Annotated in this window: 13 protein-coding genes; 2 read left to right on the top strand and 11 right to left on the bottom strand. The window is 70.0% G+C overall.

Going from position 1 to position 26463, the window contains the following annotated elements:
- Positions 1-10: 10 nt before the first annotated feature.
- From GXW71_RS00115 to GXW71_RS00090, 6 genes are all read right to left on the bottom strand, one after another.
- On the bottom strand, positions 11-1492 hold the full coding sequence (locus GXW71_RS00115) for an oligosaccharide flippase family protein (RefSeq protein WP_211850237.1): 1482 nt from the start codon (positions 1490-1492) through the stop codon (positions 11-13).
- 169 nt (positions 1493-1661) lie between these two features.
- Entirely contained in the window at positions 1662-2846 is a 1185-nt protein-coding gene (locus GXW71_RS00110) for an alpha/beta hydrolase family protein (protein ID WP_211850236.1), read from the bottom strand.
- Positions 2847-2851: 5 nt separating this feature from the next.
- Positions 2852-5401, bottom strand: coding sequence for a condensation domain-containing protein (locus GXW71_RS00105; RefSeq protein ID WP_211850235.1), 2550 nt, complete (start codon positions 5399-5401; stop codon positions 2852-2854).
- Complete coding sequence (locus tag GXW71_RS00100; RefSeq protein ID WP_211850234.1) at positions 5401-13281, bottom strand: non-ribosomal peptide synthetase/type I polyketide synthase; 7881 nt, start codon at positions 13279-13281, stop codon at positions 5401-5403. Before GXW71_RS00100 ends, GXW71_RS00105 begins: the two co-directional genes overlap by 1 nt.
- Positions 13278-15245: a non-ribosomal peptide synthetase gene (locus GXW71_RS00095; RefSeq protein ID WP_211850233.1), complete on the bottom strand. Its 1968-nt coding sequence runs from the start codon at positions 15243-15245 to the stop codon at positions 13278-13280. Before GXW71_RS00095 ends, GXW71_RS00100 begins: the two co-directional genes overlap by 4 nt.
- A gap of 3 nt (positions 15246-15248) precedes the next feature.
- The gene (locus tag GXW71_RS00090; protein ID WP_211850232.1) at positions 15249-15950 is read right to left on the bottom strand and encodes a sugar transferase; all 702 of its coding nucleotides are present in this window, start codon (positions 15948-15950) and stop codon (positions 15249-15251) included.
- 684 nt (positions 15951-16634) lie between these two features.
- Here GXW71_RS00090 and GXW71_RS00085 point away from each other — a divergent pair.
- Entirely contained in the window at positions 16635-16775 is a 141-nt protein-coding gene (locus GXW71_RS00085) for a hypothetical protein (protein WP_211850231.1), read from the top strand.
- A 58-nt stretch (positions 16776-16833) separates the two neighbouring features.
- On the opposite strand, the gene GXW71_RS00080 is transcribed toward GXW71_RS00085, so the two are convergent.
- The 5 genes from GXW71_RS00080 to GXW71_RS00060 all read right to left on the bottom strand — a co-directional run bounded on the left by GXW71_RS00080 (position 16834) and on the right by GXW71_RS00060 (position 24735).
- The gene (locus tag GXW71_RS00080; RefSeq protein WP_211850230.1) at positions 16834-17982 is read right to left on the bottom strand and encodes an outer membrane beta-barrel protein; all 1149 of its coding nucleotides are present in this window, start codon (positions 17980-17982) and stop codon (positions 16834-16836) included.
- A 294-nt stretch (positions 17983-18276) separates the two neighbouring features.
- On the bottom strand, positions 18277-18924 hold the full coding sequence (locus GXW71_RS00075) for a TetR/AcrR family transcriptional regulator (protein WP_211850229.1): 648 nt from the start codon (positions 18922-18924) through the stop codon (positions 18277-18279).
- Complete coding sequence (locus GXW71_RS00070; protein ID WP_211850228.1) at positions 18921-20399, bottom strand: efflux transporter outer membrane subunit; 1479 nt, start codon at positions 20397-20399, stop codon at positions 18921-18923. The genes GXW71_RS00075 and GXW71_RS00070 overlap by 4 nt, the downstream gene beginning before the upstream one ends.
- Before the next feature lie 5 nt (positions 20400-20404).
- Entirely contained in the window at positions 20405-23560 is a 3156-nt protein-coding gene (locus GXW71_RS00065) for an efflux RND transporter permease subunit (RefSeq protein ID WP_211850227.1), read from the bottom strand.
- A gap of 11 nt (positions 23561-23571) precedes the next feature.
- Positions 23572-24735: an efflux RND transporter periplasmic adaptor subunit gene (locus tag GXW71_RS00060; RefSeq protein ID WP_367617229.1), complete on the bottom strand. Its 1164-nt coding sequence runs from the start codon at positions 24733-24735 to the stop codon at positions 23572-23574.
- Between the two features lie 546 nt (positions 24736-25281).
- Between GXW71_RS00060 and GXW71_RS00055 the strand changes: the two genes are divergently transcribed.
- A complete protein-coding gene (locus GXW71_RS00055; RefSeq protein WP_211850225.1) occupies positions 25282-26448 on the top strand; it encodes an NAD(P)/FAD-dependent oxidoreductase in 1167 nt (388 codons plus the stop codon).
- Positions 26449-26463: the final 15 nt, after the last annotated feature.

Genomic DNA, 26463 nt, shown 5'->3' with positions numbered 1-26463 from the left:
CCGATACCCGTCATGGCGACAGGGTGCCGAACCGCCAGCCGCGCCCGAGGATGCGCGGCAGGGGCCGGCGCCGCCCCCACTTCTTCAGCAGCAGCACCCGCCAGAGCGTCGCGGTCCGGCGCAGCGCGAGCAGCGTCACCGCCACATAGGCGGCAAGCCCGAGGACGCCGGCGAGCGTGATCCGCAGCAGACTCACGACGGTCTCCGTCGGTGCCGGCCAGAGCAGGAGCACGATCCCCATGGCCAGTGCCATGGCGACGCCGGGCGCGGCGGTGGCGCCGAGGATGCGCATCGTCTGCTGCAGCCCCGTGGGCCGCAGCTCCTCGATCACGGCAGCGGTCACACCGAAGAAGACGGTCACCACGAGCAGCTTGGCGATGGCCGTCGCGGCCAGCCCGAACTGCGCGCCGAGCAGCATCGCGGCGACGGTCGCGATCGCCGTCGCGGTGTGGATCATGAAGACGCGATGCGACCGGCCGCGGGATATCAGCAGGGTCGCGCCGACGCCGGAGCCGATCGTCGCCAGCGAGCCGATGCAGAGGATCGAGAAGACCAGGGCGCTCGGCTGCCAGGTCGGGCCGAGCAGCACCTCGATCAGTGTCGGCGCTGCCATCGCGGCGCCGATCAGGATCGGCATCACCAGGCTCAGATGCAGGCGGAGCGCGTGCAGATAGGCCTTGTGCGGTGCCGCCGTCGAACGCCCGAAATAGGCGAGCTGCGCCGGGTTCGGACCCTGGGTGACAATGCTGAACAAGGCGCCGGCCAGGCGCGACGCCATGCGGAAATACCCGACCGCCGTGGTCGAGAGGACGACGCCGATGATGAGCTCCGTGCCGAACTGGTTCGCCCAGCCGGCGAGCCGGCTGCCGACCACGCCAAGGCTGAACCAGCCGATCCGCTTGGCCGCCGCGAGGTCGAAATGCCAGAGCCTCGGCGGGAGCCGGGCCGCCCCGAGATAGCCGGCGAGCAGCACGGCGCTGCTCACCAGCCGGTTCACGACCAACGCCATCACGCCGCCATCGAGCAGAAGCACGACGACAAGCGCCAGCAGGCCCAAGGTATCGGCAGTGAAGGGCACGGCCGCCAGCGCGCTGCCGCGTCCATCGCGGATCAGCACCGCTTCCGGAACCACGGTCACGGCCCAGAGCAGGGACAGCGGCGCCATCAGGGCGATAATCCGCGCGATCTCCGGCTGGTCGAGCAGCACATCGGTCACAATGGCCGCGACGAGGCCGAGTAGCGTGCCGATGACGCCGGTGGCGACCACCGACCAGAAGGCGGTCGCCGTATCGTGGCGCTCCGGATCGCGGCTTATGACGTGTTCCGAGTAGCCGGCACCGACCAGCGATGTCGGCAGCAGGATGACGCTTGAGGCCAGCGCGTAGATGCCGATCTCCGCGGGCGTCACGAAACGGGCGACGACCAGGAAGGACAGCAGGCCGCAAACATTCATCCAGCTTCGCGCCAGGATCAGGCCGATGGCGGTGTTCATAGAACCATGTCCAAGGTCACCAACGGTGCCGTTCGCTGCAAGGGAAGCCAGGATTGACGTTCCGCCGTACCCGGGGGCTTTCGCCGCTCCTGCCCGAGCATAGGGCGAGGGATCGGAACGATCGATGTCCCGCAGGCGGCGCACGCCAATGTCACCATTCCTGCCACGGTCACCCCGCCACCGCGGCCATGCTTGTGGCGAGCGCGCGCGCTTCCAGCACCGTCCTTACTCCGGACAGCGGCGCGCTGCGGAGCAGCGGCGGCTCATCTTCTCGCAGGGTGTGATCGAAGAAGGCGACGACATAGGCGTTGATCGCCCCCCACAGGCGCCGGCGGTCAAGGGCACGCGGTTCGCGCAGCGTGGAGAAGGGCGGCATCACCAGGCGGTCGCAGAAATCGAGATGCGTGGCGTCCTCGAACACGAAGCACCATTGGTCCGGACGGTCCGCCCGGGCGACCTGCCGATCCGATTCCAGCAGGGTCAGGCCCGCATCCAGGCGGATCACCGGATCAGGGCTCGATAATTCTCCTGCCGAGGGGAAGGCGCCGCCGCTGAACAGCGCGAGGTAAGGGCGCTCCACGCCGCGCTGCCCGGTCTCGCCGAAGGTTGAGCCATCGAGGTTGATGGCGGCGCCGACGCGCGCATCCCGGCGCGCCATGTCCGCCGCCACCGCGCCGCCGAAGGAGAAGCCGAGAATGCCGACGCGCGATAGATCGGCCCGTGCGCCCCAGGCCGCATCCGCCCCGACCGCGTCCAGGATCGAAGAACCCAACCCCGCCGCGGCCCGCGACCGCGCTGCCGCAGCATCCACTGACAGCCGGAACGCCGCATCCGAGGCATAGTCCAGGCCCACGGCCCGCACCGCCGCATCCGGCCCCCGGGCACCGGGGTAGTGCACGAGGTCATCCGCCGCGACGACGATGAAGCCGTGGCTCGCGAGATTGGCGAGCATGTAGCTGCTCTCGCGCCGCTGCGAGAACCAGGATGGCTGAAAGAGGATCACCGGCGCCCGCCCTTCTCCGACCAGCGGCGTCGCGTCGCGCTGCGCCCGGGCGAGGGTCGGCCGGGCAATGGCCGCTTCAGCGCGGTCGAGCCGCCCCGCCCAGCCAGGCACCGCCGGTTCGGCCGGGTACCAGAGATCCACTGCGATCCGCCCGTCCGCTCCGCCGACGTCGAGCGTCAGCGTCGTGAAGCCCACACTGTGCCGCCCGGTCGGCTCCGGCCGCCAGGCGGCGTGGAACAGCAGCGCGCGCAGATGCTCCTTGGCGATGTCGCGCGCACCCGGCGAGAGCGCCGCCAGCCCGGTGGTGGCCACCGCGGCGAGCGGGCCCGCGAGCCAGAGGCGGCGCGACACCGCCATCATCGCGTCGCGGTCGCGACGCGTCCTGCTGGTGCGAGCACGGCGGCGATCACGTCCTCCGTCGCCGGGCGGTCCTCCGCAGGCAGGCGCACGCCGTCATGGCGCACCTTGTGCACGCTGAGCGGGCCAGTGATGACCCCTTCCCAGCCGAGACTCGGCTGGAAGCCATGGCCACTCGGGGCATCGGGGGTCGTGAGCTGCACCACCCGGCCGTCATATTGTGCCGGCACATAGCGGTTGCGCGCACCCATCAAGGTCATCAGGAAATCCTCCTGCGCCGCGGCACCGGTGCGGGGCGGGATGGCGCGGATCAGACCGAGCCGCTTGGCCGCGCGGAACAGCCCGAGCCGGTGCGGCAGGGAGTAGGTGCCGAAGAAGCCCAGCCAGGTCTTCTGGCCGCCGCGGACCTCGGCGAGATTGGCGGCGATGTTCGAGAACCGCATCCGCCAGCGCTGCGTGAAGGTCAGGCGCTGGTCATAGGTCGGGTGCCACATATTGGCGACCGCCAGCAATTCCACCGTCTCCCCGGCATGACGGAGCTGCTGTGCGATCTCATAGGCCAGCACGCCGTGCACGCAGGCGCCGAACAGGATGTAGGGGCCCTGCGGCTGCACGCGCCGGAGTATGGCGAGATAGCGCGAGGCGATCTCCTCCAGGGTCAGCCCGGCGATGCCGTGCGGCCGCCCCGGCTCGAACATGCGGATGCAGGTGATGCGGCGGTCCATGCCCGGCATCTGCGACAGCGCGTGCAGCACGCCGATATTGTTGATGCCGATGATCGGAGTGCCGGCGCCTTCCTCGCGCAGGGGCACGACCTGCCAGTCATCCTCCGCATCCGTCGGTGGGGCGGGCGATGGCTCTGCTCCGGTGACAAGGTCGATGCCGAACAGCGCCGCCATGCCCCGGGGCGTCGGCGCGCGGAAGAGCTGCGCCAGCCCGACGCGCTTGCCGAAACCTGCCTCGGCGCGCGCCAGGAGCTGCGCGGCACGCAGGGAATCGCCCCCCAGCGCGAAGAAATTCGCGTCCGGCGCCACCACATCGCGGCGCAACACGTCCCGCCAGATGGCGAGCAGCCGCTCCGCGCCATCGGGATCCGCGACCAGCGCGGCAGCGGTCACGGGCGCGGCAACCGGGACCGGCGGCGCAGCCGGCGCCACCAGAGCCGGAGCCTGGGGCACCTCACGCGGTGCGAAGGGCAGCTCGGACAGCCGAACTCCGGGACGCGACGCAGCGGCATCCATGATCCGGACATAGGTGTGCAGCAGCCATTCGACGCTCTCGCGGTCGAAGAGGTCGGGATCGTACTCGCATTGCACGCGCCAGCCGACGGTCCGCTCCACGAGATAGACGTCGAGATCGCGCTTGGCGCCCGGCGACAGGCTGGGGAAGCCCTTCAACGCGAAGCTGCCGGCCTCCGAATCCTTCAGGAAGGCACTGTTCAGCACCTGGAAGTTCACGCCGTTCAAGGCGCCGCGCCGGCCATTGTCCTGTGGCGGATGCCGCTCCTGCAGCAATTCGAAGGGCAGCGCGCCGTGCTCCAATGCTTCGCCCACCGTGCCGAGCACGCCGTCCAGCAGGTCCGCGAAGGCCGGGTCACCGGCGCAATCGGTACGCAGCGCGATGGTATTGATGAAGGGGCCGGCGATCGCCTCAAGATCCAACTCCTCGCGCCCGGCGATCTGGGTGGTGACCAGGATGTCCGGATGCCGCGTCCAGCGGTTCAGCGTCGCCGTCAGAGCGGCGAGGCCGAAGGCGAAGAAAGTGGCGCCGCGGTCGCGCGCGGCGGCCAGCGCGCGGGTCATGGTCTCCGCCGGGACCATCATGCCCACGATGTCGCCGCGCTTCGTCGGCACCGCGGGCGGCACCCGGTCGACCGGCACCGCGAAATCCGCGAGGCCGTCCAGCCGGTGCGCCCAATAAGCCTCCGACGCGGCGGCACCGCCCTCGGCAAGCCAAGCCTCCTGCCAGGCGGCATAGTCGCCGAACTGCATCGGCAGCTCCGCGAGAGCCGGCTCGCGCCCGGCCGTGATCGCCTCGCAGATCTCGCAGAGCTCCTTCACCAGGAGCAGGTTCGACCAGCAGTCGCCGACCAGGTGATGGGTGGTCAGCAGCATGTCGCCATAGCGGTCGTCATGCTGCAGCACGGTGATCCGCAGCAATGGCGGCGCCATGCTCAGGAAGGGCGTCGCCGCCTCTTCCCGCCCCAGCCGCTCCGCCTCCTCTGCGCGCCGATCGGGCGGCAGGTGCCGAAGGTCGACATGGCGGACCGAGAAGGGCGCGCTCGACAGAACCAACTGGAGCAGATTGGCGCCGCGCTCCGCGAAGCGGGTGCGGAGCGTCTCGTGCCGGTCGATCAGCAGCCGCCAGGCACGCTCCAGCAGCGGCAGATCGATGCTGCCCTCGATATGCCAGCGTGCCGCCACGTTCAGCGTCGGGTCCGCGCCACGCGTCCGGGTCTTCAGCCAGACGTGGCGCTGCGCGGGGGTCGCCGGGAACTCCATGACGATATCGTCTTCGAGGATCGTCGCCTCGTGCCTGGTCACGCTCATCAGTTGCGCCCCTTGCGCCGGAAGTCGGAAAGCTGCGGCAGCCGGCGCCCGGCTGTCGGCTCCGCCGGTGCCGCGACGCCCTCCAGCGCCTGCGACAGCGTCCCGATGGTGCGGTGACGCAGGATGTCCTGCGCCGACAGGGTGATGCCGGCGCGGCGCGCCCGCGCCACGATCTGGAAGAGCTGGATCGAATCCGCGCCGAGCGCCAGCACGTCATCCGCCGCACCGATCGCGTCCAGGCCCAGCACCTCCTGCCAGATGCCGCCGAGCTGGCGCTGCCAGTCGGTGGCGAGCGGCACCGCCGGCGCACGGCCGCCCAGCACCTCGCTGCCCGCATCCGGCACCGGCAAGGCGCGGCGGTCGAGCTTGCCGTTCGGCGTCAGCGGCAGCGCTGCTATCGTCACATAGGCCGAGGGCACCATGTAGTCCGGCAGCACCTCCGCCAGCGCTTCGCGCAGTGCATCGGGCGCCTGCCCGGCCGTGCCGCTGACATAGGCGACCAGCCGCGGCGCGCGGCCGGCATCGTGGCGGAGCAGCACGGCAGCGCCGGTGACCTCCGGCAGCCGGCGCAGCGCCGTCTCGATCTCACCGAGCTCGATGCGGAAGCCGCGCAGCTTCACCTGCCCATCACTGCGGCCCAGCAACTCGATGCCGCCCCCGGGCAGCAGCCGCGCGCGGTCGCCGGTGCGGTACATCCGGCCGCCATCCGCCGCGAAGGGATCCACGACGAACTTCTGGGCGGTCTGCGCGGGGTCGCCGAAGTAGCAGCGCGCGACGCCGGTGCCGCCGATCAGCAATTCGCCCACCACCCCCGGCGGCGCCAGCTCATCATGGCGGTCGAGCACGTAGAGGCGGGTATTGTCCACCGGCGCGCCGATGACGATCGGCCCTTGCTCCGGCACCCGGAAGGCCGAGGACCAGATGGTCGTCTCGGTCGGGCCATAGAGGTTCCAAAGCGGTGACCCGCCCTCCAGCAGCCGGTCCGCCAGATCGCGCGGCAGCGCCTCCCCGCCGCAGAATAGCGTCAGGCCCGGGCGGCCGCGGAACCCAGCCTCGAGCAGCATCCGCCAGCCCGAAGGCGTCGCCTGCATCACGGTGGCGCCGGAGCCTTCCAGCAGCCGCAGCAGCGCGAACCCGTCGAGCGTCGTCTCGCGGTCGGCAATCACCACCGAACCGCCCGTGATCAGCGGCAGGAACAGCTCCAGCGCCGCGATGTCGAAGGCGATCGTGGTGACCGCGAGCATGGTGTCCTGGGCGGTGAAGCCAGGTTCCCGCGCCATGGAGCGGAGCAGGTTGAGCAGCGCCTCATGGCCGACCTCGACCCCCTTGGGCGCGCCGGTCGAACCCGAGGTGAAGATCACATAGGCCGCCCGGTCGCCGGATTGCGGCACCGAGGACAGGCCGAGCGGCTGCCCGGGCGGCAGCATCGCCGGCCCGACCAGGATGGTCGGCACCTCCGGCGCCAGGTGGCGCGACGCCTTGTCGGTGAACAGCGCGGCAAGGTCGGATTGCTGGATGATGCGCGTCAGGCGCGCCGGCGGATGGTGCGGATCGAGCGGCACATAGGTGAAGCCGGCCTTCGCCACCGCCAGCAGCGCCGCCAGCATGTCGAGCGAGCGATCCATCAGCACGCCGATCCGTGCCTCGGTGCCCGGGATGCGGGCGGCGAGATGGGCAGCCAGGAAATCGGCGCGCTCATCCAGTTCCCGATAGGTCCAGCTATTCTTGCCGCAGACCGCCGCCACGGCATCGGGGCGCGCGGCGGCCTTGCCCTCGAACAGCGTGTGGAAGCCCTGCACGGCGGGAAGCGGCGTCTCCGGCCGGTCGATGTCGGCGAGCAGGGCGCGACGTTCGGCGGTGGACAGCAGGGGCGCACGCACCGCCGGAACCGAGGCATCTTCCGCGATGGCCGCAAGCAGCGTCGCGTAATGCCCGACCCAGCGCCCGATCGTCGCCGTATCGAAGAGGTCGGTCGCGTAGTCGATATCGAGGCGCAGGCCATTCGCGCCTTCCGACAGGTTGAAGAACAGGTCGAAATTCACGAAGGCTTTGGCGTTCGGCGTCAGCGTGGCGCGGAGCCCGCCGAAGGCCTCGGGCTCGGCCAGCCGCTCCAGGTTGAACTGCACATCGGTCAGCGGCAGCCGGTTCGGGTCGCGCGGCAGGGCGAGGCGCCGCACGATGGTGCCGAAGGTGCAGCGCTGATGGTCCTGCGCATCGAGCACCGCGGTGCGGGTCGCCGCGAGATGCTGGGCGAGCGTCGTTGTCGCGTCCCACTTGCCGCGGATCGGCAGGAAGTTCACGCAGTGGCCGACGAGGCCGCTGTCCTCCAGCAGGGACTGGCCGGCCATCGGTACGCCGACCACCACTTCGTCCTGCCCTGCGAGGCGGCCCATCAGGAGCTGAAAGGCGGCGAAGAGCGTGGCGAAGGCGGTGCAGCCATGCCGCGCGCCGGCGCGCTTGACGGCCTGATAGAGGCCGGCGTCGATGCTGGTCGAGAAGGTCGCGCCGCGGAAGCTCTTCACCGCCGGGCGCGGCCGGTCGGTCGGCAGTTCCAGCGGCTCCGGCACCTCGGCGAATTGCGCCAGCCAATAGGCCTCGGCCGCCGCGGTCGCTTCCGGCGCGTCGGCGCGCACCGCGAGGGCCGCGAAGGACGGCGCAGGCAGTAGGGCCGCCGGCTTGCCGTCGCGACCAGCGGCATAGAAGGCGCTGAGGTCCTGGATCACCGTATTCGCCGACCAGCCATCGCAGACGATGTGATGGGCGGTGAAGACCAGCACATGCGTCCCGACATTGCGGCGCAGCAGGCGCGCGCGGAAGACCGGACCGTTCTCCAGGTCAAAGGGCGTATGCGCCTCCTCGTCCAGAACCTGCGCCAGATCGACCTCCTCCACCGGCAGGTCGAGGGGGGTGGGTGCCGCGATTCGCATCGTGATGCCGTCGGGCGTGAAGCGGGCGCGGAGCGCGTCATGCCGCGCCACCACCGCCTCCAGCGCCGCCCGGAGCGCCGTCTGATCGAGCGCTCCTTCGAGGGTCAGCGACACCGATTCGTTGAACGCACAGGAGGCTTCGTCGCCAAGCTGGGCGGCGAGCCAGACCTCCATCTGCGGCTCGGTCAGCGGCCGCTCGGCCGGTGCTGCGGCCACGATTTCCTGCGCCGGGGCCGCTGCCGCCGCCGAGGCCGCTTCGCCGCTGCCGCCGAGGATCCCGATGCCCTGCAGCGCGCCGATCGCGTCGTCGAAGGCCCGCAGCACGGCATCGCATTCAGCGGCGCCATGCGCGGTCGTCAGGAAGCAGGGGAAGCCTTCCTGGTAGTGGACGCCACGCTCACGCATGAGATAGGGCAGCAGCCCGGCGCGCCGGTCCTCGCCAGAGAGCGAGAGGTGGAACATGCTGCCGAAGCGCTCGGCCCGCGTCGCGATGCCGCGGCGCGCCAGCATGGCGTTCAGCCCTTCGGCCAGCGCGGCGCAGCGGGCGCTCAGCGCTTCCTGCAACGCAGGCCCTTCCTGCTTCAGATGCAGCAGCACCGCCTTCGCGGCAGCGAGCGCCAGCGGGTGCCGGACGAAGGTGCCGGCGAAGACCGTGACATCGACCTCCGGCACGCTGGCGTCGCCATACTGCCACTGCCCGCCATCCAGCGCGTCCATGAAGCGGGCCTTGCCGGCGATGATGCCGATCGGCAGCCCGCCGCCCAGCACCTTGCCGTAGGTGGCGAGGTCGGCGCGGATCCCGAACAGGGCCTGGGCACCGCCCGGATGCACGCGGAAGCCGGTCACCACCTCGTCGAAGATCAGCGCCGCGCCGGCCTGTTCCGTGATGGTGCGGACGCGCTGGAGGAATTCGCGCGGCTGCAGATCCGGATGGCGGCTCTGCACCGGCTCGACCAGCACGGCCGCGAGCTCATGCGCATGCGCTGCGATCCATTCCAGCGCCTGGTCGTCGCCATATTCCAGCACGGTGAAATTGGTGACCGCCTCCTCCGTGATGCCGGCGGCGGCCGGCAGCGCGCGCGGCTCGCCGCCCACGCGCACGCCCCGCAGGATCACTTCGTCGAAGCCGCCGTGATAGGCGCCCGCGAAGCTCACCACGCGCTTGCGGCCGGTGACGGCGCGCGCCAGTCGCAGCGCCGCCATCACCGCCTCGGAGCCGGTGCAGGTGAAGCTCACGCGCTCATTGCCGGTCATCTCGGCGATCATGGCCGCGACCTCGCCCGCCAGATCCGCCTGCGGCCCGATCGGGAAGCCGTCGCGGAGCTGCTGGGCGACGGCGTCGACGACATAGGCCGGGCTGTGGCCGAGCGCCGTCACGCCATAGCCGTTGACGAGGTCGATATAGCTGTTCCCGTCCACATCGCGGATGCGGGCGCCCTCGGCGGCGGCGGCGACCACCGGGTAGACCAGCTCCTTCCATTCCTTGCGGAAGCCGGAAGCGGCGCGCGGATCGGCCAGGACACCGCGATGGGTTTCCGTCAGCCGGCGGGAGCCGGGCATCCGGGCATTCTGACGGGCGGCGAGCGCATCCACGAAGGCGCGCTGCGCCGGCGAGAGCTCGCCGCTCGTCACCGACTGCTGGCCGGGCCGGAAGCGCGCGAAGCGGTTGATCATCTCCGCCGCCTTCGCCGGCGCCGCGGCGGGCGTGGGTGCCGGTGCGGGTACGGCTGCGGCCGGCACCGCCGTCGGGGCCGCGGGCTGCGCCACCGCTTGCGTGCCGATCCCGCGCAACGCATCGAGCTGCGCCTGCATGAGCTGCGACATGGCGCGCAGCTGGTCCTGCATCAGCGCCTCGACCGTCCCGGGCACCCCCGGCGCGGCCGCTGGCAGCGCCGGCGGAGCAGTCGGCAGCGGCGCCGCGGCGGCAGCGGCCGGCGCAGGGACCGCAACCGGCGCGGGGGCGGCCGCCTGCTGCGGCAGCGCTTCGGCGACGAAGGCCCCGAGCGTCGCCAGGTTGCAGAGCTCGCCAGTCAATTGGCGGAAGCTCAGCGGCACCGAGAACCTGGTCCGGAGCTGCTGCGCGAGCTGGCTCAGGAAGAGGGAATCATAGCCGAGTTCGAGGAAGCTGGTCTCCGTCTCCCCGGCCGGCATCGCCTCACCCGACAGCGCCTCGATGGCGGCGACGATTCCGGCCTGGGCCGTGGCGAGACGCGTATCGGACATCGGGGGGATCTCCAGGGCCGGCAGAGGCGCGACGGTGGTGGATTCGGTCGCGGGCCGGCGGGAGCTCGGCGCGTCGATCCAATGGCGGGTGCGTTCGAAGGGCGTGGACGGCAGCGGCACCCGGCGGCAGTCGGGCCGCGCCGGCCAGGCGATCTCGGCGCCGGACACCCAGAGCCGGCCAAGTGCCGCCGCCATCGTGTCGAGGTCGGAGGTCTCGGCACCGGGATCGGGCAGCGAGGCCGCGACGACCAGGCCCGCCTCGCGGCCGGCGCCCTGCCGCGCCAGCGTGCCGAGCACCTGCCCCGGCCCGACCTCCAGCAATGCCGCTTCCGGCATGCGGGCGCGGAGCGTCTGCAGTGCCGCCGCGAAGCGCACCGTGGCACGGGCGTGGCGGGCCCAATAGTCGGGGGCCAGCGCCTCGGCCTCGGTGATCCATTCGCCGGTGACGGTCGAGACATAGGGCAGCGTCGGCGCCGCGAAGGGGATGGCGGCCGCGGCCGCGGCGAGGGGCCCCACCGCCGGTTCCATCATCGCGGAATGGAAAGCGTGCGAGGTGTGCAGGCGGCGATAGCCGGCGCCGCGCTGCTCCAGCACCTGCTCCAGCGCCGCGATCGCCTCATGCGGGCCGGCCGCCACGCAAAGCGCCGGCGCGTTGACGCCGGCGAGATCGACGCCGTCGGCGAGCAGCGGCAGCAGCTCCGCTTCCGGCAGCCGCACCGCGAGCATGGCACCGCCCGGCAGCGCCTCCATCAGCCGGCCACGCGTCGCGACCAGGCCGATCGCTGCCTCCAGCGTCATCACGCCGGCCAAGGTCGCGGCGACGAATTCGCCGATGCTATGGCCGATCATCGCCGCCGGCGTGACGCCGCGGGCGAGCCAGAGCTGGGCCAGCGCATATTCGACGGCGAAGATCGCCGGCTGCGCCAGCAGCGTGTGGCGGATCGCGTCGGCATCCTCCGGCGTCTCGCCATAGAGCGCTTCCAGCAGGTCGCGGCCGCCATGGGCCCTGAGAGCCGCGGCGCAGCGCTCCATGGCGGCGCGGAACACCGGCTCATCCCGGAACAGGGCACGGCCCATGCCGGGGTACTGGGCGCCCTGGCCGGGAAACAGGAATACCACCGGGCGCGGCACCGCGGGGGCCGAGGCCCGGAGGCCGCCTTCGGCGGTCAGCGCAGCAACCGCCTCGGCATGGCTGCCGGCAGCGGCCGCAAAGCGGTGGCGGAAGGCGCGGCGGCCGATCCGCAGCGTATGCGCGACATCGGCCAGCGCCGGCGCATCCGGCCCCGCCAGCCGCGCTGCCAGCGCCGCGCGCGCTTCGGCGAGCCCGGCCTCGCTGCGGGCAGAGAGCAGCAGCACCTCCCGCGGGGCGGCCATGGCCACGGCGTCACGCGCCGGCGCCTGTTCCAGGCAGAGATGCGCATTGGTGCCGCCGACGCCGAGCGCGCTGACGCCCGCGCGGCGGGGGCCTGGGATGAGTGGCCAGCCCACCGTGGTACCGGCCACGAAGAAGGGGCTGCCGTCGATCTCCAGTCGCGGATTGGGGGCGCGGAAATGCAGGGTGCCGGGGATCGTCCCGCTCTCGACGGCCAGCGCCGCCTTGATCAGGCCCGCGACACCCGCCGCGGCGTCCATATGCCCGACATTGCCCTTGAGCGACCCGATGGCACAGAAGCCCGATTCCTGCGTGCCCTCCCGGAAGGCCTGGGTCAGGCCCGCGACCTCGATCGGGTCGCCGAGCGGCGTCGCGGTGCCGTGGCATTCGATGAAGCCGACGCTGCGCGGGTCGAAGCCGGCGATCGCCTGGGCCGTCGCCACCAACTCCGCCTGCGGGCCGACGCTCGGCGCGGTGAAGCCGACCTTGCCGGCGCCGTCATTATTGACCGCGCTGCCCTTGATGACGGCATAGATGTGGTCGCCATCGGCGATCGCGTCCGCCAGACGCTTCATCAGCACGACGCCGGCGCCGGAGCTGAAGACGGTGCCATTGGCATCGGCGTCGAAAGGGCGGCAGACGCCATTGGTCGCGCACATGGCGCCGTCCTCGGCGAAGTAGCCGCGACGCTGCGGGAGGGTGATGGAGACGCCGCCCGCCAGCGCCATGTCGCATTGTTGCAGCAGCAGGCTCTGGCAGGCCTGCGCCGCCGCCACCAGGCTGGTCGAGCAGGCGGTCAGCACGCCCATGCTCGGGCCGCGCAGGTCGAGCTTGTACGAGACGCGGGTCGCCAGCGTGTCGCCGAGCGCGCCCACCAGCGTCGTATACTCGCCCACCTGGAAGTTGCTGGTGAAGCGCTCCAGCGCCGCGCGGTCGGTCGCGACGTGATGCAGGAAATAGGTGTTCATGCTGGCGCCGGCGAAGACGCCGACGGCGCCCGGATAGCGCGCCGGATCGTAGCCGGCATCCTCGAAGGCCTGCCAGCAGATCTCGAGGAAGACGCGATGCTGCGGGTCGGTCAGCGCCGCTTCGCGCGCGCGCATGCCGAAGAACGCGGCATCGAAGCGCTCGATATCCTCCACGATGCCGCGGGCGCGCACGAAGTTCGGTGCCGCGCGCTCGGCGGCGGAGAAGCTGTCCTCCAGCTCCGCTTCGGTGAAGCGAGCGATGCTGTCGCGGCCCTCGCACAGGTTGCGCCAGAAGCTGCGGATGTCCGGGGCGCCGGGGAAGCGCCCGGCCATGCCGATGATGGCAATGCCATCGAGGGCCTCATCCCCAAGCCCGTCTTCCCCGCTCATGGCGTTGCTTTTCTCCCGGTCCCGGCCAGCCGCCGGAGGGCTTCGACCTGGCGCGCCGCGCGGCCGCGCGCCGGCTCCGCCGATCCCGCATCACCGTCCAGCGCACGGGCCAGGCGGCGGATCGTCGGATGGGCGAAGAGCGCGACGACGGGAATGAGACGCCCGAGGCGCCGCCCGAGCGCGGCCTGCACTTCGACCATGCTGAGCGAGGTGCCGCCGACATCGAAGAAATTCTCGTCCAGGCCAATGGCGTCGCGCTTCAGCACCGTCTGCCAGATCCCCATCAGCGCCTGTTCGGTGGCGTTCATGCCGGCGATCGGCGGCGCGGTCGGGACCCCGGTGTCCGGCGCCCCCGAGGCTCGCGCCGCTTCCGGCGGCGGCAACATACGGCGATCAACCTTACCGTTCGGTGTCAGCGCGAAACTGTCGCGCCAGACGAAGGCGGCAGGCACCATGTAGTCAGGCATCCGCTCGGCCAGGTGGCGCCGCAGCGCCGCCTCGCCGCCCGGCACCCCATCCGGCGCCGCGGCGACATAGGCGACCAGCCGCTGATCGCCCGGCGTGTCTTCGCGCAGCAGCACCACGGCTTCCCGGATCGCGGGCACGGCCTTCAGCGCCGCCTCGATCTCGCCGAGCTCGACCCGGAAGCCGCGCAGCTTTACCTGATGGTCGATGCGGCCGAGGAATTCCAGCACGCCATCGGCCCGCCAGCGCACCCGGTCGCCGGTACGGTAGAGCCGCTCCACCTGGCCGAACACCGGCAGTTCCACGAAATGCCGGGCGTTCAGCGCATCGCGGTTGAGGTAGCCCGCGCCGACGCCGGCGCCGCCGATCCAGAGCTCGCCCGCCTCATCCGCCCCGGCCAACCCGCCATGCTCGTCCAGGACCGCGATGCGGACATTGTCGATCGGCCGCCCCAGCGGGATCGGCGGCTCCGCATCGCCGGCGCCGAAGGCCCAGGCGGCGCAGATGTCGGTGCACTCGGTCGGGCCATAGGTATTGAGGATGCGGGCACCGCAGTCGGGGTCGCGCAGCCAGCCCAGCAGGCGCTGCGGGGTGATGGGCTCGCCGCCCAGCACCACCCAGCGGAGCGAGCGCAGCAGCGCCGGCCGGCGCGCGCCAGGGCCCTCCACGATCGGATAGAAGTTGCTCGGCGTGCCGTTGACCCAGGTGATGCCGCCGGCGGCGATGGCGGCAGCCAGCGCTTCCGGGTCGAAGGCATCGCCCACTGGCAGGTGCAGCTCCCCGCCGGCGACGAGCGGCGCGAAGAGGTTCTTCTGCGAGGCATCAAAGGTGAAGGCGCCGATGATGAGCACGCGGTCGGCCGCGGTCACCGCCATGGCCTCGAGATACCATTGCACCAGATTGGCGAAGCCGCGGTGATAGGCGGCGGCGCCCTTGGGCTCCCCGGTGGAGCCCGAGGTGTAGATCACATAGATCGGTGCGTCCGGATCGCGCGCGACCGGCAGCGGCGCGGCATCGCAGGCGGCGATCGCGGGAGCTTCGGCATCGACCAGGCAGACTGGCCGCCCCGCCGGCATCAGATGCCGGAACGGCGTGGCCGTGACGGTGAGGGCGACCTTGGCATCATCCAGGATGAAGGCGATGCGGGCGGCCGGATGGCGCGTATCGAGCGGCAGATAGACGCCGCCGGCCTTCAGCACCGCGAGCAGCGCCACCACCAGATCCAGCCCGCGCGGCAGGCAGAGCGCCACCCGGTCGCCCGGCCGGACGCCGCGTGCCTGAAGATGGCGCGCCAGGCGGTTGCAACGTGCATCCAGCGTCGCGTAGTCGAGCGCGGTGTCGCCGCAGACCGCGGCCCGGCGATCCGGCGTGCGCGCGGCCTGGGCCTCGATGGCCTCGACGACATGGGTCCAGGCGAGGGCGCGATGCGGCCCCTCCCCCCAGGCGAGCAGACGTGCTCGTTCAGGAACCTCCGCGGCGATCGGCGCCATATGGGTCATGGCTCAGCATGCCCCGTCACGGCACAGCACGGCACCCACGGTCCGCCAGAGGATCTTCAGATCGAGCAGCAGCGAGCGGTCGCGGACATAGGTCATGTCGAGCGCCACGCGTTCGGCATAGCCGGTGTCGCTGCGGCCGCTGACCTGCCAGAGGCCGGTGATCCCGGGCCGCACCGCCTCATAGGCGGCGGCGCCATCCGGACCGTAATACTGTGCCAGCTCCGCCGCCACGACCGGGCGCGGCCCGACCAGGCTCATGTCCCCACGCAGCACGTTGAAGAGCTGCGGCAGCTCATCGAGGCTGGTGGTCCGCAGGAAGCGGCCCAGCCGGGTGATGCGCGGGTCGTTGCGGAGCTTGCGGGTCGCGAGCCATTCCTGCCGGGCCACCGGATCGCTCTGCAGCAGGGCCTCCAGCATCCTGTCGCCGTCGGGACGCATGGTGCGCAGCTTGAGGCAGCCGAACGGCTTGCCGTGCCGGCCGACGCGCTGGTGGCTGTAGAAGACCGGCGAGCCGCTGCAGCGTACGGCGATGATCAGGAACAGAAGCACCGGCAGCAGCAGCAGGCACAGCACCAGCGCTGCGGTCATGTCGAAGGCCCGCTTTCCGGCGTCGGTGAGATCGTGCCGGGTACGTGGCGATTCCACGGCAGCCGGGCCGGGATCGGCCGGCCCATGGAAGAAGGTGTTGGAGATGGGGGGCGTCATCGCAAACCTTGCTCCCGTCGCCGGATGGCGACGCCGTTGGCAGCCTGAGGAAAAAATGTATCGATCACTGGAGATCGTCTCGTTCGTCTCTCATTACTCACGTCATGGGATGACAATCAAGGCGAGGTCGGAACGAGGGGCCATTATCACGGATAATTGATCGAATTCAGGGGGTATATCAATCGCATTTACTCTTGATAGTTGTATCAAGCACGACATGACACTCGTATTAAGGGCTGAAAATCTCCCAAAAACTCAGATTGAAAATTACCAAACCGTAATTGCTCGCATACGGTGGTGCCGATACGCGTGTTGCCCTCCAATTCTCGATGATCAGCGCAGCACGTTCGTGAAAATCGGTTCGATTCTCAAATTTTATCCAAAGCGATTCCGAGACAAATTATGTCTCGATTGTCGCCTTGATCAGTGCTTTCAATGGGTTGTGGGCGGGTCCGAGCACCTCGCCAGCCGTGTCGTGCGTATACTGACGACCACCGTCCCTCGAACCCTGTCAGGTGGCTCTGCACAGTTCAGCGAGGCGTGATACAACCTAAGGGAGTCTTACCGACGGCTGGCCGCATCGTTGAAGGGTAGTGATGGGCGCCATATCATCCTGGCTCAATCTGGATGGCATTCAGAAGCATGCGCCAAGACGCCGTGTTCCCGGGCCTGCCGGAGTCTCTCATGGCCTATGACGAGGATCAGGGCCGAGGGGCCGAGTCCCGTGGCCTTTCCGCCGCGCGTGGCATCCTGATCGGGCTCGGAATCGCCGGCCTCATGTGGATGCTGCTCGTCGCCGGCATCATCCAAATCTTCTTCCGCTGACCGGGCGCACCGCCTGCGCCGGAAATCGGCGCAGGCGGCCTGCCTCAGGTCATCGCGCCTACAGGCTCACCCGAAGCCGGACCTGTACGACGTTCTGATCGTATTCCTGGATGCCCGCCGTGGCGCCGAAGCGCATCACGTGCTGGTAGCTGGCGATCACCGCCAGATTGCGATTGAGCAGCCACTGCACCGACAGAACCCCGATCAGGTCGGTGGCCCGTTGCGAGGGCTCACGATACTCGCGCCGGTCGTAGGAGATCTCCAGCCCGGCGATGATATTGCGCTGGACTTCATAATCCATCCGCGCCGACGCGAAGGTGCGCAGGAAGCTCTGCCCCCCGGCCCGAACCGAATCATCGATACCGCGCCGCACGGTGAAGGACAAGGTCGTCAACTGGCTGGGCGCGTAGGTCAGCCGCGCATCGATGCCGATCCCGGACAGCGCCCTGCGGCTGTTGTTGTCGAAGTCGCGCCGGGCGTAGCCGACCCCAACCGCGGCCTGATAGACGCCATCGAAATCATACGAGAAGCCGCCCAGCACCTCATAGGTCAACGAATTGATATCGTTGGCGAATCCGCCGCGGGCCCGAATATCCTCAGCGCGCACCGCCAGGGTCGCACTGCGGCCGGGGGACAGCAGATAGGCGGCGGTGATCCCGCCCCCATAGGCATCGTAGTCTGCCGTCAGCGACCCTTCGTCCGATCCGTCGAACCGCACCCAACGCCCCTGGCCATAGCCCGACAGCGTGAGACGGTTGAATTGGGTGGTGGCGCCGAGCCTGACGATATCCTCGTCGAACTCCACGGGGGTCGTGATCCCCGCCTGCTGCACGTCGAGGGATTGCACGGACAGATGCCCGCGCCGATGAGTGACGCGCATATCCAGTGCCGTTACGGAGTCGATGTCGTAACGGCCGGAGGCCTCGATCGACCAGTCCCGCCAGTTCAGCGCGCTCCGTTGCAGGTAACGCGTATCATCCACCCGGGCCGTGAGGCCGAGCGCATGGGTCGTCCACTGGCTGCGTAGGCCCGCGGTCAGAGTGGTGCCGATGAAGGTGTCGCCGCGCCGGTTCTGCTCCGTGCCGAACAGGTTGTCGTCATAACCGATGCCCGTCTCGGCCGCGGCGTCCAGGCGGAAGGCGCCAAGCCTCACCCCCAGGGGGTCGAATTCGGGCCGCGGCCTGGTCGCGACCGTGACCCCGCGCATCGCGTCAACCTCCCGCTGGGCCCATGCGGCCTCCAGCGGTGCTGCCGTCAGAAGCCCCGCGAGGCAGGCCAGGCGGATGGAAGCTGGTCTCGGCGGCATGATTCCCTGGGACCCCCTCGGCATGGCGCGGTCGCCTGTCGCAACAATGAGCCAAGCATAAGCTGGCCTTGTCGAGTCCCCAACAATCCTGATGCCCTATCGATCAGCTAAGCTGTCACCCCGCCGGCGCCCTCTCGGCATCCTCCAGGCAGCCAGCCGCCGCCCGCAGCCGGAGGGCGGCCTTGGACATGCGGGCTATCCCCCAGATGGCCCTCCGGCGGCCGCGCCACGGAGGAAGATCTCGACTGCCTCCCGGACCCGGCCGGTGATCTCGGCGTCGTCGGGCGTATCGCGCAGTCCCAGCATCACTTCGATGGCAAGGGAGGTGACCACCATCGAGAACAGCATGTCCGCCGCCACTTTCGGATCCGTTCCGCGGAGACGCCCTTTCGTCATCTCGGCCTCGATCCGGCGCTCCAGCGAGCTGGCACCCCGGCCCAGTTTCGCGCGGTGGAAGGCACCGGCAAGGTCCGGGGAGCGCGGCATCTCCGCCAGGATCAGGCGGAAGATGCCGTTCGCGCGGGGCGTCAACAACTGCCGCGCCACCGCCAGTAGGAGCGCCGTCAGCGCCTTCCCGACATCCGGCTCTGCCTCGATCGCGACGTCGATATGCATGGGCGCCGCGTAGTCCTCCAGCACCGCCACGAACAGCGCGGCCTTGGAGGGGAAGACCTGGTAGAGCGTCCGCTTCGACATGCCGGCGCGGCGTGCCACCTCGTCCATGGTTGCGGCGGCATAGCCGTCGCGCAGGAACACCGCTTCGGCAGCGTCACGCAGCAGGCGGTGACGATCGCCATCGGAGACCGGCGCGCGCGGCGGCGCGACCTTCTCCGCGGCGGTCACGAGGGCGACCTTTGCGCGGTCACGGTGCGCTCGTTCCAGCCGCCGCCGAGCGCCTTGTAGAGCGAGACCAGGTTCTGCAGCCGCTGCAGGCGCAGCGTGACCAGATCCTGCTGCGCGGTGAAGAGCTGGCGCTGGGAGTCGAGCGGTGTCTGGTAGGTGTCGAGGCCGCTGCGGAAGCGCAGCAGCGACAGCCGGTAGGCATCCGCATAGGCCGCGACCAACGCCTGTTGCGCCGCGATCTGGCGATCGTAGGTGCCACGGGCGGCCAAGGCATCCGCCACCTCCTGGAAGGCCGTCTGGAGGGTACGCTCATAAGTCGCGACTTGGATATCGCTCCGTACGCGCGCGAGGTCGAGGCTGCCTTGCAACGAGCCCCCGGAGAAGATCGGGATGTTCAGCGAAGGCGCGAAGCTCCAGGTGCCGCTGCCGGCGGCGAAGAGCTGCGACAGGCCGCGGCTGGCGGCGCCAGCACTCGCCGTCAGCGTCAGGCTCGGGAAGAATGCGGCCCGCGCGGCGCCGATCTCGGCATTGGCCGCGATCAGGTTCTGCTCGGCCGCCAGCACGTCCGGGCGCCGCAGCAGAATCTCCGAGCCGAGGCCCCCCGGGACTTCGGCGATCGGCGCGGCGCGAGCAAGCGGCTCCGCGGGCAGCAGCTCCGGCGGCACGGCACGGCCGACGAGCAGCACGAGCGCGTTCTCGTGCTGCGCCCGCTGGCGCGTGTACTGCGCCAGGCTGGCGCGTGCCGTTTCCACCGAGGTCTGCGCCTGGCGGAGTGCGAGTTCCGTCGCCGTGCCGCCGTCGAAGCCAGCGCGGGTCAGACGCAGCGACTCTTCCTGGTTGGCCAGGGTCTGCTGGGTCAGCGCCAGCAGTTCCTGATCGGCGGCCAGCGCCAGCCAGGCATTGGCGACCTGCGCGACCAGGCTGATCTGGCTGCTGCGCCGCGTCTCCTGGTAACCGAGATAGGTCGCGAAGGCGGATGCGCTGAGCGACCGGACCCGACCGAACAGATCGATCTCATAGGAGCTGAAGCCGATGCCGGCACCGTAGCTGCGGCTGGTGATGCCGGCGGTGCTGTCGATCGGCACCGTCGTGGCGGCGGTGGCGGCAGGCACGCGGCTCACCTGGTAGCTGCCGGTGGCGCCGAGCTGCGGGAAGAGGTCGGCGCGCTGGACGCGGTACTGCGCCTCCGCCGCCGCGACATTGAGCACCGCGATGCGCAGGTCGCGGTTGTCGGCCAGCGCCATTTCGACCACGCGCTGCAGGCGCGCATCCTGGAACACGTCGCGCCAGCCGATGGCGTCCGCCGCGCGCACCGGGTCGGTGGGCGCGGCCGCTTCCGTCGGCGGGCGGCGATAGGCCGGGCCGTCCGGCCAGGCCGCCGGCACCGGCGCATCCGGGCGCAGATAGTCGGGGATCAGGCTGCAGCCGGCGAGCAGCGACAGGCCCAGCGGCAGGGCCAGGAGACGGGTCCGCATCAGAATCACTCTCCCGGGGCCGGTGTGGCGTGCGGCGCGGCGGCCGCCTTCTCCACCTCGCCCTTCCGCTTGGTGCGGAACAGCTTGAGTACGATGACGAAGAAGATCGGCACGAAGAGGATAGCGAAGAGCGTGCCGCTGACGACGCCGCCGAGCACGCCGGTGCCGATCGCATGCTGCCCGCCCGACCCCGCGCCGGTGGAGATCGCCAGCGGCAGCACGCCGAGGCTGAAGGCGAGCGAGGTCATGACGATCGGCCTGAGGCGCTGACGCGCAGCGTCCAGCGCCGCTTCGGCCAGGCTCTGGCCGCGGTCGAAGCCTTCCTTGGCGAATTCGACGATGAGGATGGCGTTCTTCGCCGCGAGGCCGACAGTGGTGAGCAGGCCGACCTGGAAATAGACGTCGTTCGACAACCCGCGGCCCAGCATCGCCGCCACCGCGCCGAAGATGCCGAGCGGCACGATCAGCATCACCGCCGCCGGGATCGACCAGCTCTCGTAGAGTGCCGCGAGGCAGAGGAAGACGATCAACAGCGACAGCGCGTAGAGCGCCGGTGCCTGGGAACCCGACAGCCGCTCCTCATAGGAAATGCCGCTCCAGTCAAAGCCGAAGCCGGGCGGGAGCTGCGCCACCAGGCGCTCCATCTCGGCCATGGCCTGGCCGCTGGTGTAGCCGGGCGCGGGGGCGCCGGCGATCTCGATCGAGGCGACGCCGTTGTAGCGCTCCAGCCGCGGTGACCCGTAACCCCATTCGGCGCGGCCGAAGGCGGAGAAAGGCACCATCTGGCCGCTCGCGTTGCGGACGAACCAGCGGTCCAGATCGCCCGGCAGCATGCGGGCAGAGGCCTCGCCCTGCATGTAGACGCGCTTCACCCGCCCACGATCCATGAAGTCGTTGACATAGGTGGCACCCCAGGCCGCGGAGAGCGTGGTGTTGATGTCGCTGATCGAAAGACCAAGGGCGCTCGCGTGCTCCCAGTCGATCACCAGGCGGAACTGGGCCTCGTCGCTCTGCCCATTCGGGCGCACGCCGGCGAGGACCGGGCTCTGCGCCGCCATGCCGAGAAGCTGGTTGCGCGCATTCATCAACGCCGCATGCCCAAGGCCGCCGCGATCCAGCAACTCGAAGGTGAAGCCGGTGGCGTTGCCGAGCTCGGTGATGGCGGGCGGCGCGAAGGCGAAGACCATCGCATCCTGGTAGTTGGCGAAACGCGCCATGATGCGCTGGGTCAGCGCCTGCACCCCGTTCTGCGCGCCCGGGCGCTGCTTCCAGTCGCGCAGGCTGAGGAAGGCCATGCCGGCATTCTGGCCACGACCGCTGAAGCTGAAGCCGTTGATCGAGAAGATGGAGGCGACGACGCCGCTCTCCTGCTCGCGGACGTAGCGGGTGATCTCGTCCAAGGTGCGCTGCGTGCGCTCGGTCGTCGCGCCGGGGGGCGAGATGACCTGCACGAAGGCGGTGCCCTGATCCTCATCCGGCAGGAAGGCGCTCGGCAGGCGCAGGAACATCACCGCGAGCCCGGCCAGCAGGGCGGCGTAAATCGCCATCATGCGGACCGGACGCCGGACCGCGTGCTGCACGCCCCGCGCATAGCCGCGGTTGGTGCGCTCGAAGCCTCGGTTGAACCAGCCGAAGAAGCCGCGCTTTCCCTGACCGGGCTTGTGGGGTTTCAGAATGGTGGCGCAGAGCGCGGGCGTGAAGACGATCGCGACGATCACCGACAGCGCCATGGCGGTCGCGACAGTGATCGAGAACTGGCGGTAGATGACGCCGGTGGAGCCTCCGAAGAAGGCCATCGGCAGGAACACCGCGGACAGCACCAGGCCGATGCCGACCAGCGCGCCGGTGATCTGGTCCATGGATTTGCGCGTGGCCTCGAGGGGCGAGAGATGCTCCTCGGCCATCAATCGCTCGACGTTCTCGACCACCACGATGGCGTCGTCGACCAGGAGCCCGATCGCCAGCACCATGCCGAACATGGTGAGCGTATTGATGCTGAACCCCGCCGCCTGCAGCACCGCGAAAGTGCCGAGCAGCACCACCGGCACCGCGATGGTCGGGATCAGCGTCGCCCGGATGTTCTGCAGGAAGAGGAACATCACGAGGAAGACGAGGACCACCGCCTCGACCAGCGTATGGACCACGCTCTCGATCGACAGCCGCACGAAAGGGGTCGTGTTGTAGGGATAGACGACCTCGAGCCCTTGCGGGAAGGAGGGCCGCAGACGCTCGATCGTCGCCCGCACCGCCGCTTCGGTATCGAGGGCATTGGCGCCGCTCGCGAGCTTGATGCCGATGCCGGCGGCCGGCTGCCCGTTGAAGAGGCTGCTGAAGGCGTAGTTCTCGCTGCCGATCTCGACCCGCGCCACGTCGCGCAACCGCACCTGGGAGCCATCGGGCTGCACACGCAGCAGGATGGCGCCGAACTGCTCGGGCGTCCGCAGATAGGACGGGCCGACGATGGTCGCGTTCAGCCGCTGGCCAGGAACCGATGGCAGGGCCCCCATCTCGCCGCTGGCGATCTGGACGTTCTGCGCGCTGACGGCGGCCGAGACATCGCCCGGCGTCATGCCGAAATTCACCAGCTTCGCCGGGTCCAGCCAGATGCGCATGGCGTACTGGGACCCGAACACCTGGTAGTCGCCGACGCCGGAGGTCCGGCTCAGCGGATCCTGCAGCGACGAGGTGATGAAGTCCGCGATATCGGTCCTGTCCAGCCGCCCATCGGTCGACACCAGACCGACGACCAGCAGGAAGTTACTGGTGGCCTTGGCGACGCGGATGCCTTGCTGCTGCACCGTCTGCGGCAGGCGCGGCACGGCGAGCTGCACCTTGTTCTGCACCTGCACCTGCGCCGTGTCGGGGTTGGTGCCCTGGGCGAAGGTGAGCGTGATGACGGCGCTGCCGTCCTTGCTGCTCTGCGAGGTGAAGTAGAGCAGGTTGTCGATGCCGTTGAGCTGCTGCTCGATGATCTGCACCACCGTGTCCTGCACCGTCTCGGCGGAGGCGCCGGGATAGCTCACGGTGATCGAGATCGCCGGCGGCGCGATCGCGGGATACTGGGCGACCGGTAACGTGCGCAGCGAGAGCAGGCCGAACAGCATGATCGCGATGGCGATCACCCAGGCGAAGACCGGGCGGTCGATGAAGAAACGGGCCATGGAGATACGCCTCAGCCGCCGGCGCGCGGGGTCGCCGCCTGCGCTGCGTTGTTCCGTTCGCCCAGCGCCTGCATCGTCGTCTCGGTCGCGTTGACGCGGCCGCCGGGCTGCACGCGCAGCACGCCTTCGACGATGACACGGTCACCTTCCTGGATCCCGTCGGTGACCAGCCAGTTGGTGCCGATGGCGCGATCCGTCCGCAGGATCCGCGGCTCGACGACGCCTTGCGCGTTCACGACGTAAGTCGAGGCCTCGCCGCGGGGCGTGCGCATGACCGCCTGCTGCGGCACGAGCAGGGCGCGGTCCGTGACCCCTTCCTCGACCCGCGCGCGGACGAACATGCCGGGCATCAATGTGCCGTCCGGGTTCGGAAAGAGCGCGCGCAGCGTGACCGAGCCGGTGCCCTGGTCGACGATGACCTCGGAGAACTGCATCCGGCCGGCGTGCGGGTATTCGGACCCGTCTTCCAGGATCAGCCGGGCCGGCGCCTGGTCGGCGGCGTCCCGCCGCAGCGCCCCGCTCGCGACCGCCCGCTGCTGCTGCAGCAGGCGGGAGCTCGGCTGCGTCACGTCGACATAGATCGGATCCAGCCGGGTGATGGTGAGCAGGGCGGTGGTCTGGCTGGCGGTGACGAGTGCCCCGGGCGTCACCGAGGAACGGCCGGTGCGCCCATCGATCGGCGACAGGACGCGGGTGTAGGTCAGGTTGATCCGCGCCGTATCGACCGCGGCTTCGGCCGAAGCCACATCCGCCTGCGCCTGGCGCAGCGTCGCCTCGGCCGTGTCCAGATCCTGCTGGCTTACGGCGCGGGCGCGGACCAGGGGGCGGTAGCGGTTGACCGTGATCTCGGCCGAGCTGGCCGCCGCCCGTGCCTTCGCGAGCGCCGCTTCCGCGCTGTCCAGGCTCGCCTGATAGGACGCCGGATCGATCTGATAGAGTTGCTGCCCCGCCTTGACCTCCTGGCCTTCGGTGAACATCCGCTCGCGGATCACGCCGCCGACCTGCGGACGGACCTCCGCGGTCTGGTAGGCGGAGGTGCGGCCAGGCATCTCGGTGGTGATCGGCACCGCCTCGCGCCGAATGGCGACGACGGTGACCTGGGGCGGCGGCGGGGCCGCCTGTTGGGCAGCAGCGCTATGCGGTTCGTCGCAGGCCGCGAGCATGAGCAGGCCCACGAGCGCAACGGCGCCTCGGACGCGGGCACGCACCGGCATGGAAGCCCCCGGAAGGGCCTGAGGGCTGAATCGGAAGTGCATTGAAAACTGCCTCGCCGGAGAAAACTGGCCAGTATCCTGGGCGCGGGAAACTGATCAGTTTTCGTTGGCGCGTCAACGATCATATTGCAACGCAATATCACAGAATCCGGCGGCGCGCCGTTGGCAAGGGCCGGGTTGCGGCCGATCCCTCGCCGATGTCTACCGGAGCAGCTTCGCGGATTATCTCGGCCGCGGCGGTCAGATCAGCCTGCTGGACCCGATGACGGTGCTGCCGCTGATGGCGTGGGTAACGACGCATCTCAGCCTGGCACCGACCCTGTCCACCGCCTTCAACGGGCCCCTATCAGCTCGCCCGCAACCTGGGCTCGCCCGACCTGCTGAGCGGCGGCCGCGCCGCCTGGAACGTCGTCACGTCAGCGGCCGAGTGCTGCTGCGGCGGCTCGTCGCATCGGAACTCGAGAAGTGGACAGCCGCGATCCGTCGCGCGAACCTGGCAGCCGACCCATGACCGACCCTGACATCCTCATCATCGGCGGCGGCGTCATCGGCTCCGCCGCCGCCTTCTTCCTGACCGGCAGCGGCATCGCCGGCCGCGTCGCGGTGGTCGAGCCCGATCCGCTCTATGAACGGGCGGCGACGCCGCGGGCCTCGGGCGGCGCAAGGCGGCTGTTCTCGCGGCCCGAGAACATCCTGATGTCGAACTACAGCATCCCCTTCTACGAAAGCTTCGCCGAGCATTGCTCGGTCGATGGCGAGGCGCCGGAGATCGGCTGGCGACGCGACGGCTACCTCTTCATCATGCCTCCCGGCGGCGTCGGCATCCTGGAGCGCAACCACGTGCTGCAGACCTCGCTCGGCGTCCGGGTGGACCTTCTCGACCGCGACGCCCTGCAGCGGCGCTTTCCCTCGATGCAGGTCGCGGATATCGGCGCGGCGGCGCATGCGCCGGAGGATGGCTGCCTGGAGCCGAACGGCGCGCTCCAGGGCTTTCGCCGCAAGGCGCGTTCGCAAGGTGCGGACTACATCGCGGAGCGGGTGACAGGGCTTATGGTCGAAGGAACGGCCATACGCGCGGTCACCCTGTCCTCAGGCCGCGTGCTGCGGCCGAAGGCGGTGATCTCAGCGGCGGGCACCTGGTCGGCCGAGATCGCGGCCATGGCCGGCATGGCGCTGCCGGTCGAGCCGATGCAGCGGCACGACCATTTCTGGGAATGCCGCACCGCGATCGAGCCCCTGCCCTTCGTGAAGGACCTCAACGGCCTCGGCTTTCATCCCTGGGATCGCGGCTATGCCGGCAGCGTCGTCGATTTCGGTATCGCCGCCGGGCACAATTGGAATGTCGACCACGACTATTTCCAGCGCGTGGTCTGGCCGGCCATCGCCCATCGCTTCCCGGCGATGGAGGAGTTGCGGCTCCGTGAAAGCTGGGTCGGCCACTACGACCGCAATGCGCTGGACGGCAACATGATCCTCGGCAACTGGCCGGGACGGCTGGAGAATTTCTACATCGCCTGCGGCTTCTCCGGCCATGGCCTGATGCACGCGCCGGCGGTCGGTCGCGCGCTCGCGGAACTGGTGTTGCACGGCGGCTACCGGACTATCGATCTCTCACGCATGGGCTATGGTCGTGTCCTCGCTGGCGAACCCTACGCGGAAGCCGGCATCCGCTGATCGCGAACCGTCCCA

The sequence above is a fragment of the Plastoroseomonas hellenica genome (assembly GCF_018129085.1).
In the GTDB taxonomy this organism is placed as follows: domain Bacteria; phylum Pseudomonadota; class Alphaproteobacteria; order Acetobacterales; family Acetobacteraceae; genus Plastoroseomonas; species Plastoroseomonas hellenica.
The sequence above is the reverse complement of the archived record's forward strand: the minus strand, read 5'-3'. Positions and strand labels throughout refer to the sequence as shown.

Excerpts from the sequence above, each read along its gene's own strand:
- GXW71_RS00115 (WP_211850237.1), bottom strand. The coding sequence starts at position 1,492 with ATGAACACCGCCATCGGCCTGATCCTGGCGCGAAGCTGGATGAATGTT.
- GXW71_RS00105 (WP_211850235.1), bottom strand. The coding sequence starts at position 5,401 with ATGAGCGTGACCAGGCACGAGGCGACGATCCTCGAAGACGATATCGTC.
- GXW71_RS00100 (WP_211850234.1), bottom strand. The coding sequence starts at position 13,281 with ATGAGCGGGGAAGACGGGCTTGGGGATGAGGCCCTCGATGGCATTGCC.
- GXW71_RS00095 (WP_211850233.1), bottom strand. The coding sequence starts at position 15,245 with ATGACCCATATGGCGCCGATCGCCGCGGAGGTTCCTGAACGAGCACGT.
- GXW71_RS00090 (WP_211850232.1), bottom strand. The coding sequence starts at position 15,950 with ATGACGCCCCCCATCTCCAACACCTTCTTCCATGGGCCGGCCGATCCC.
- GXW71_RS00085 (WP_211850231.1), top strand. The coding sequence starts at position 16,635 with ATGGCCTATGACGAGGATCAGGGCCGAGGGGCCGAGTCCCGTGGCCTT.
- GXW71_RS00080 (WP_211850230.1), bottom strand. The coding sequence starts at position 17,982 with ATGCGCGGGGTCACGGTCGCGACCAGGCCGCGGCCCGAATTCGACCCC.
- GXW71_RS00070 (WP_211850228.1), bottom strand. The coding sequence starts at position 20,399 with ATGCGGACCCGTCTCCTGGCCCTGCCGCTGGGCCTGTCGCTGCTCGCC.
- GXW71_RS00065 (WP_211850227.1), bottom strand. The coding sequence starts at position 23,560 with ATGGCCCGTTTCTTCATCGACCGCCCGGTCTTCGCCTGGGTGATCGCC.
- GXW71_RS00055 (WP_211850225.1), top strand. The coding sequence starts at position 25,282 with ATGACCGACCCTGACATCCTCATCATCGGCGGCGGCGTCATCGGCTCC.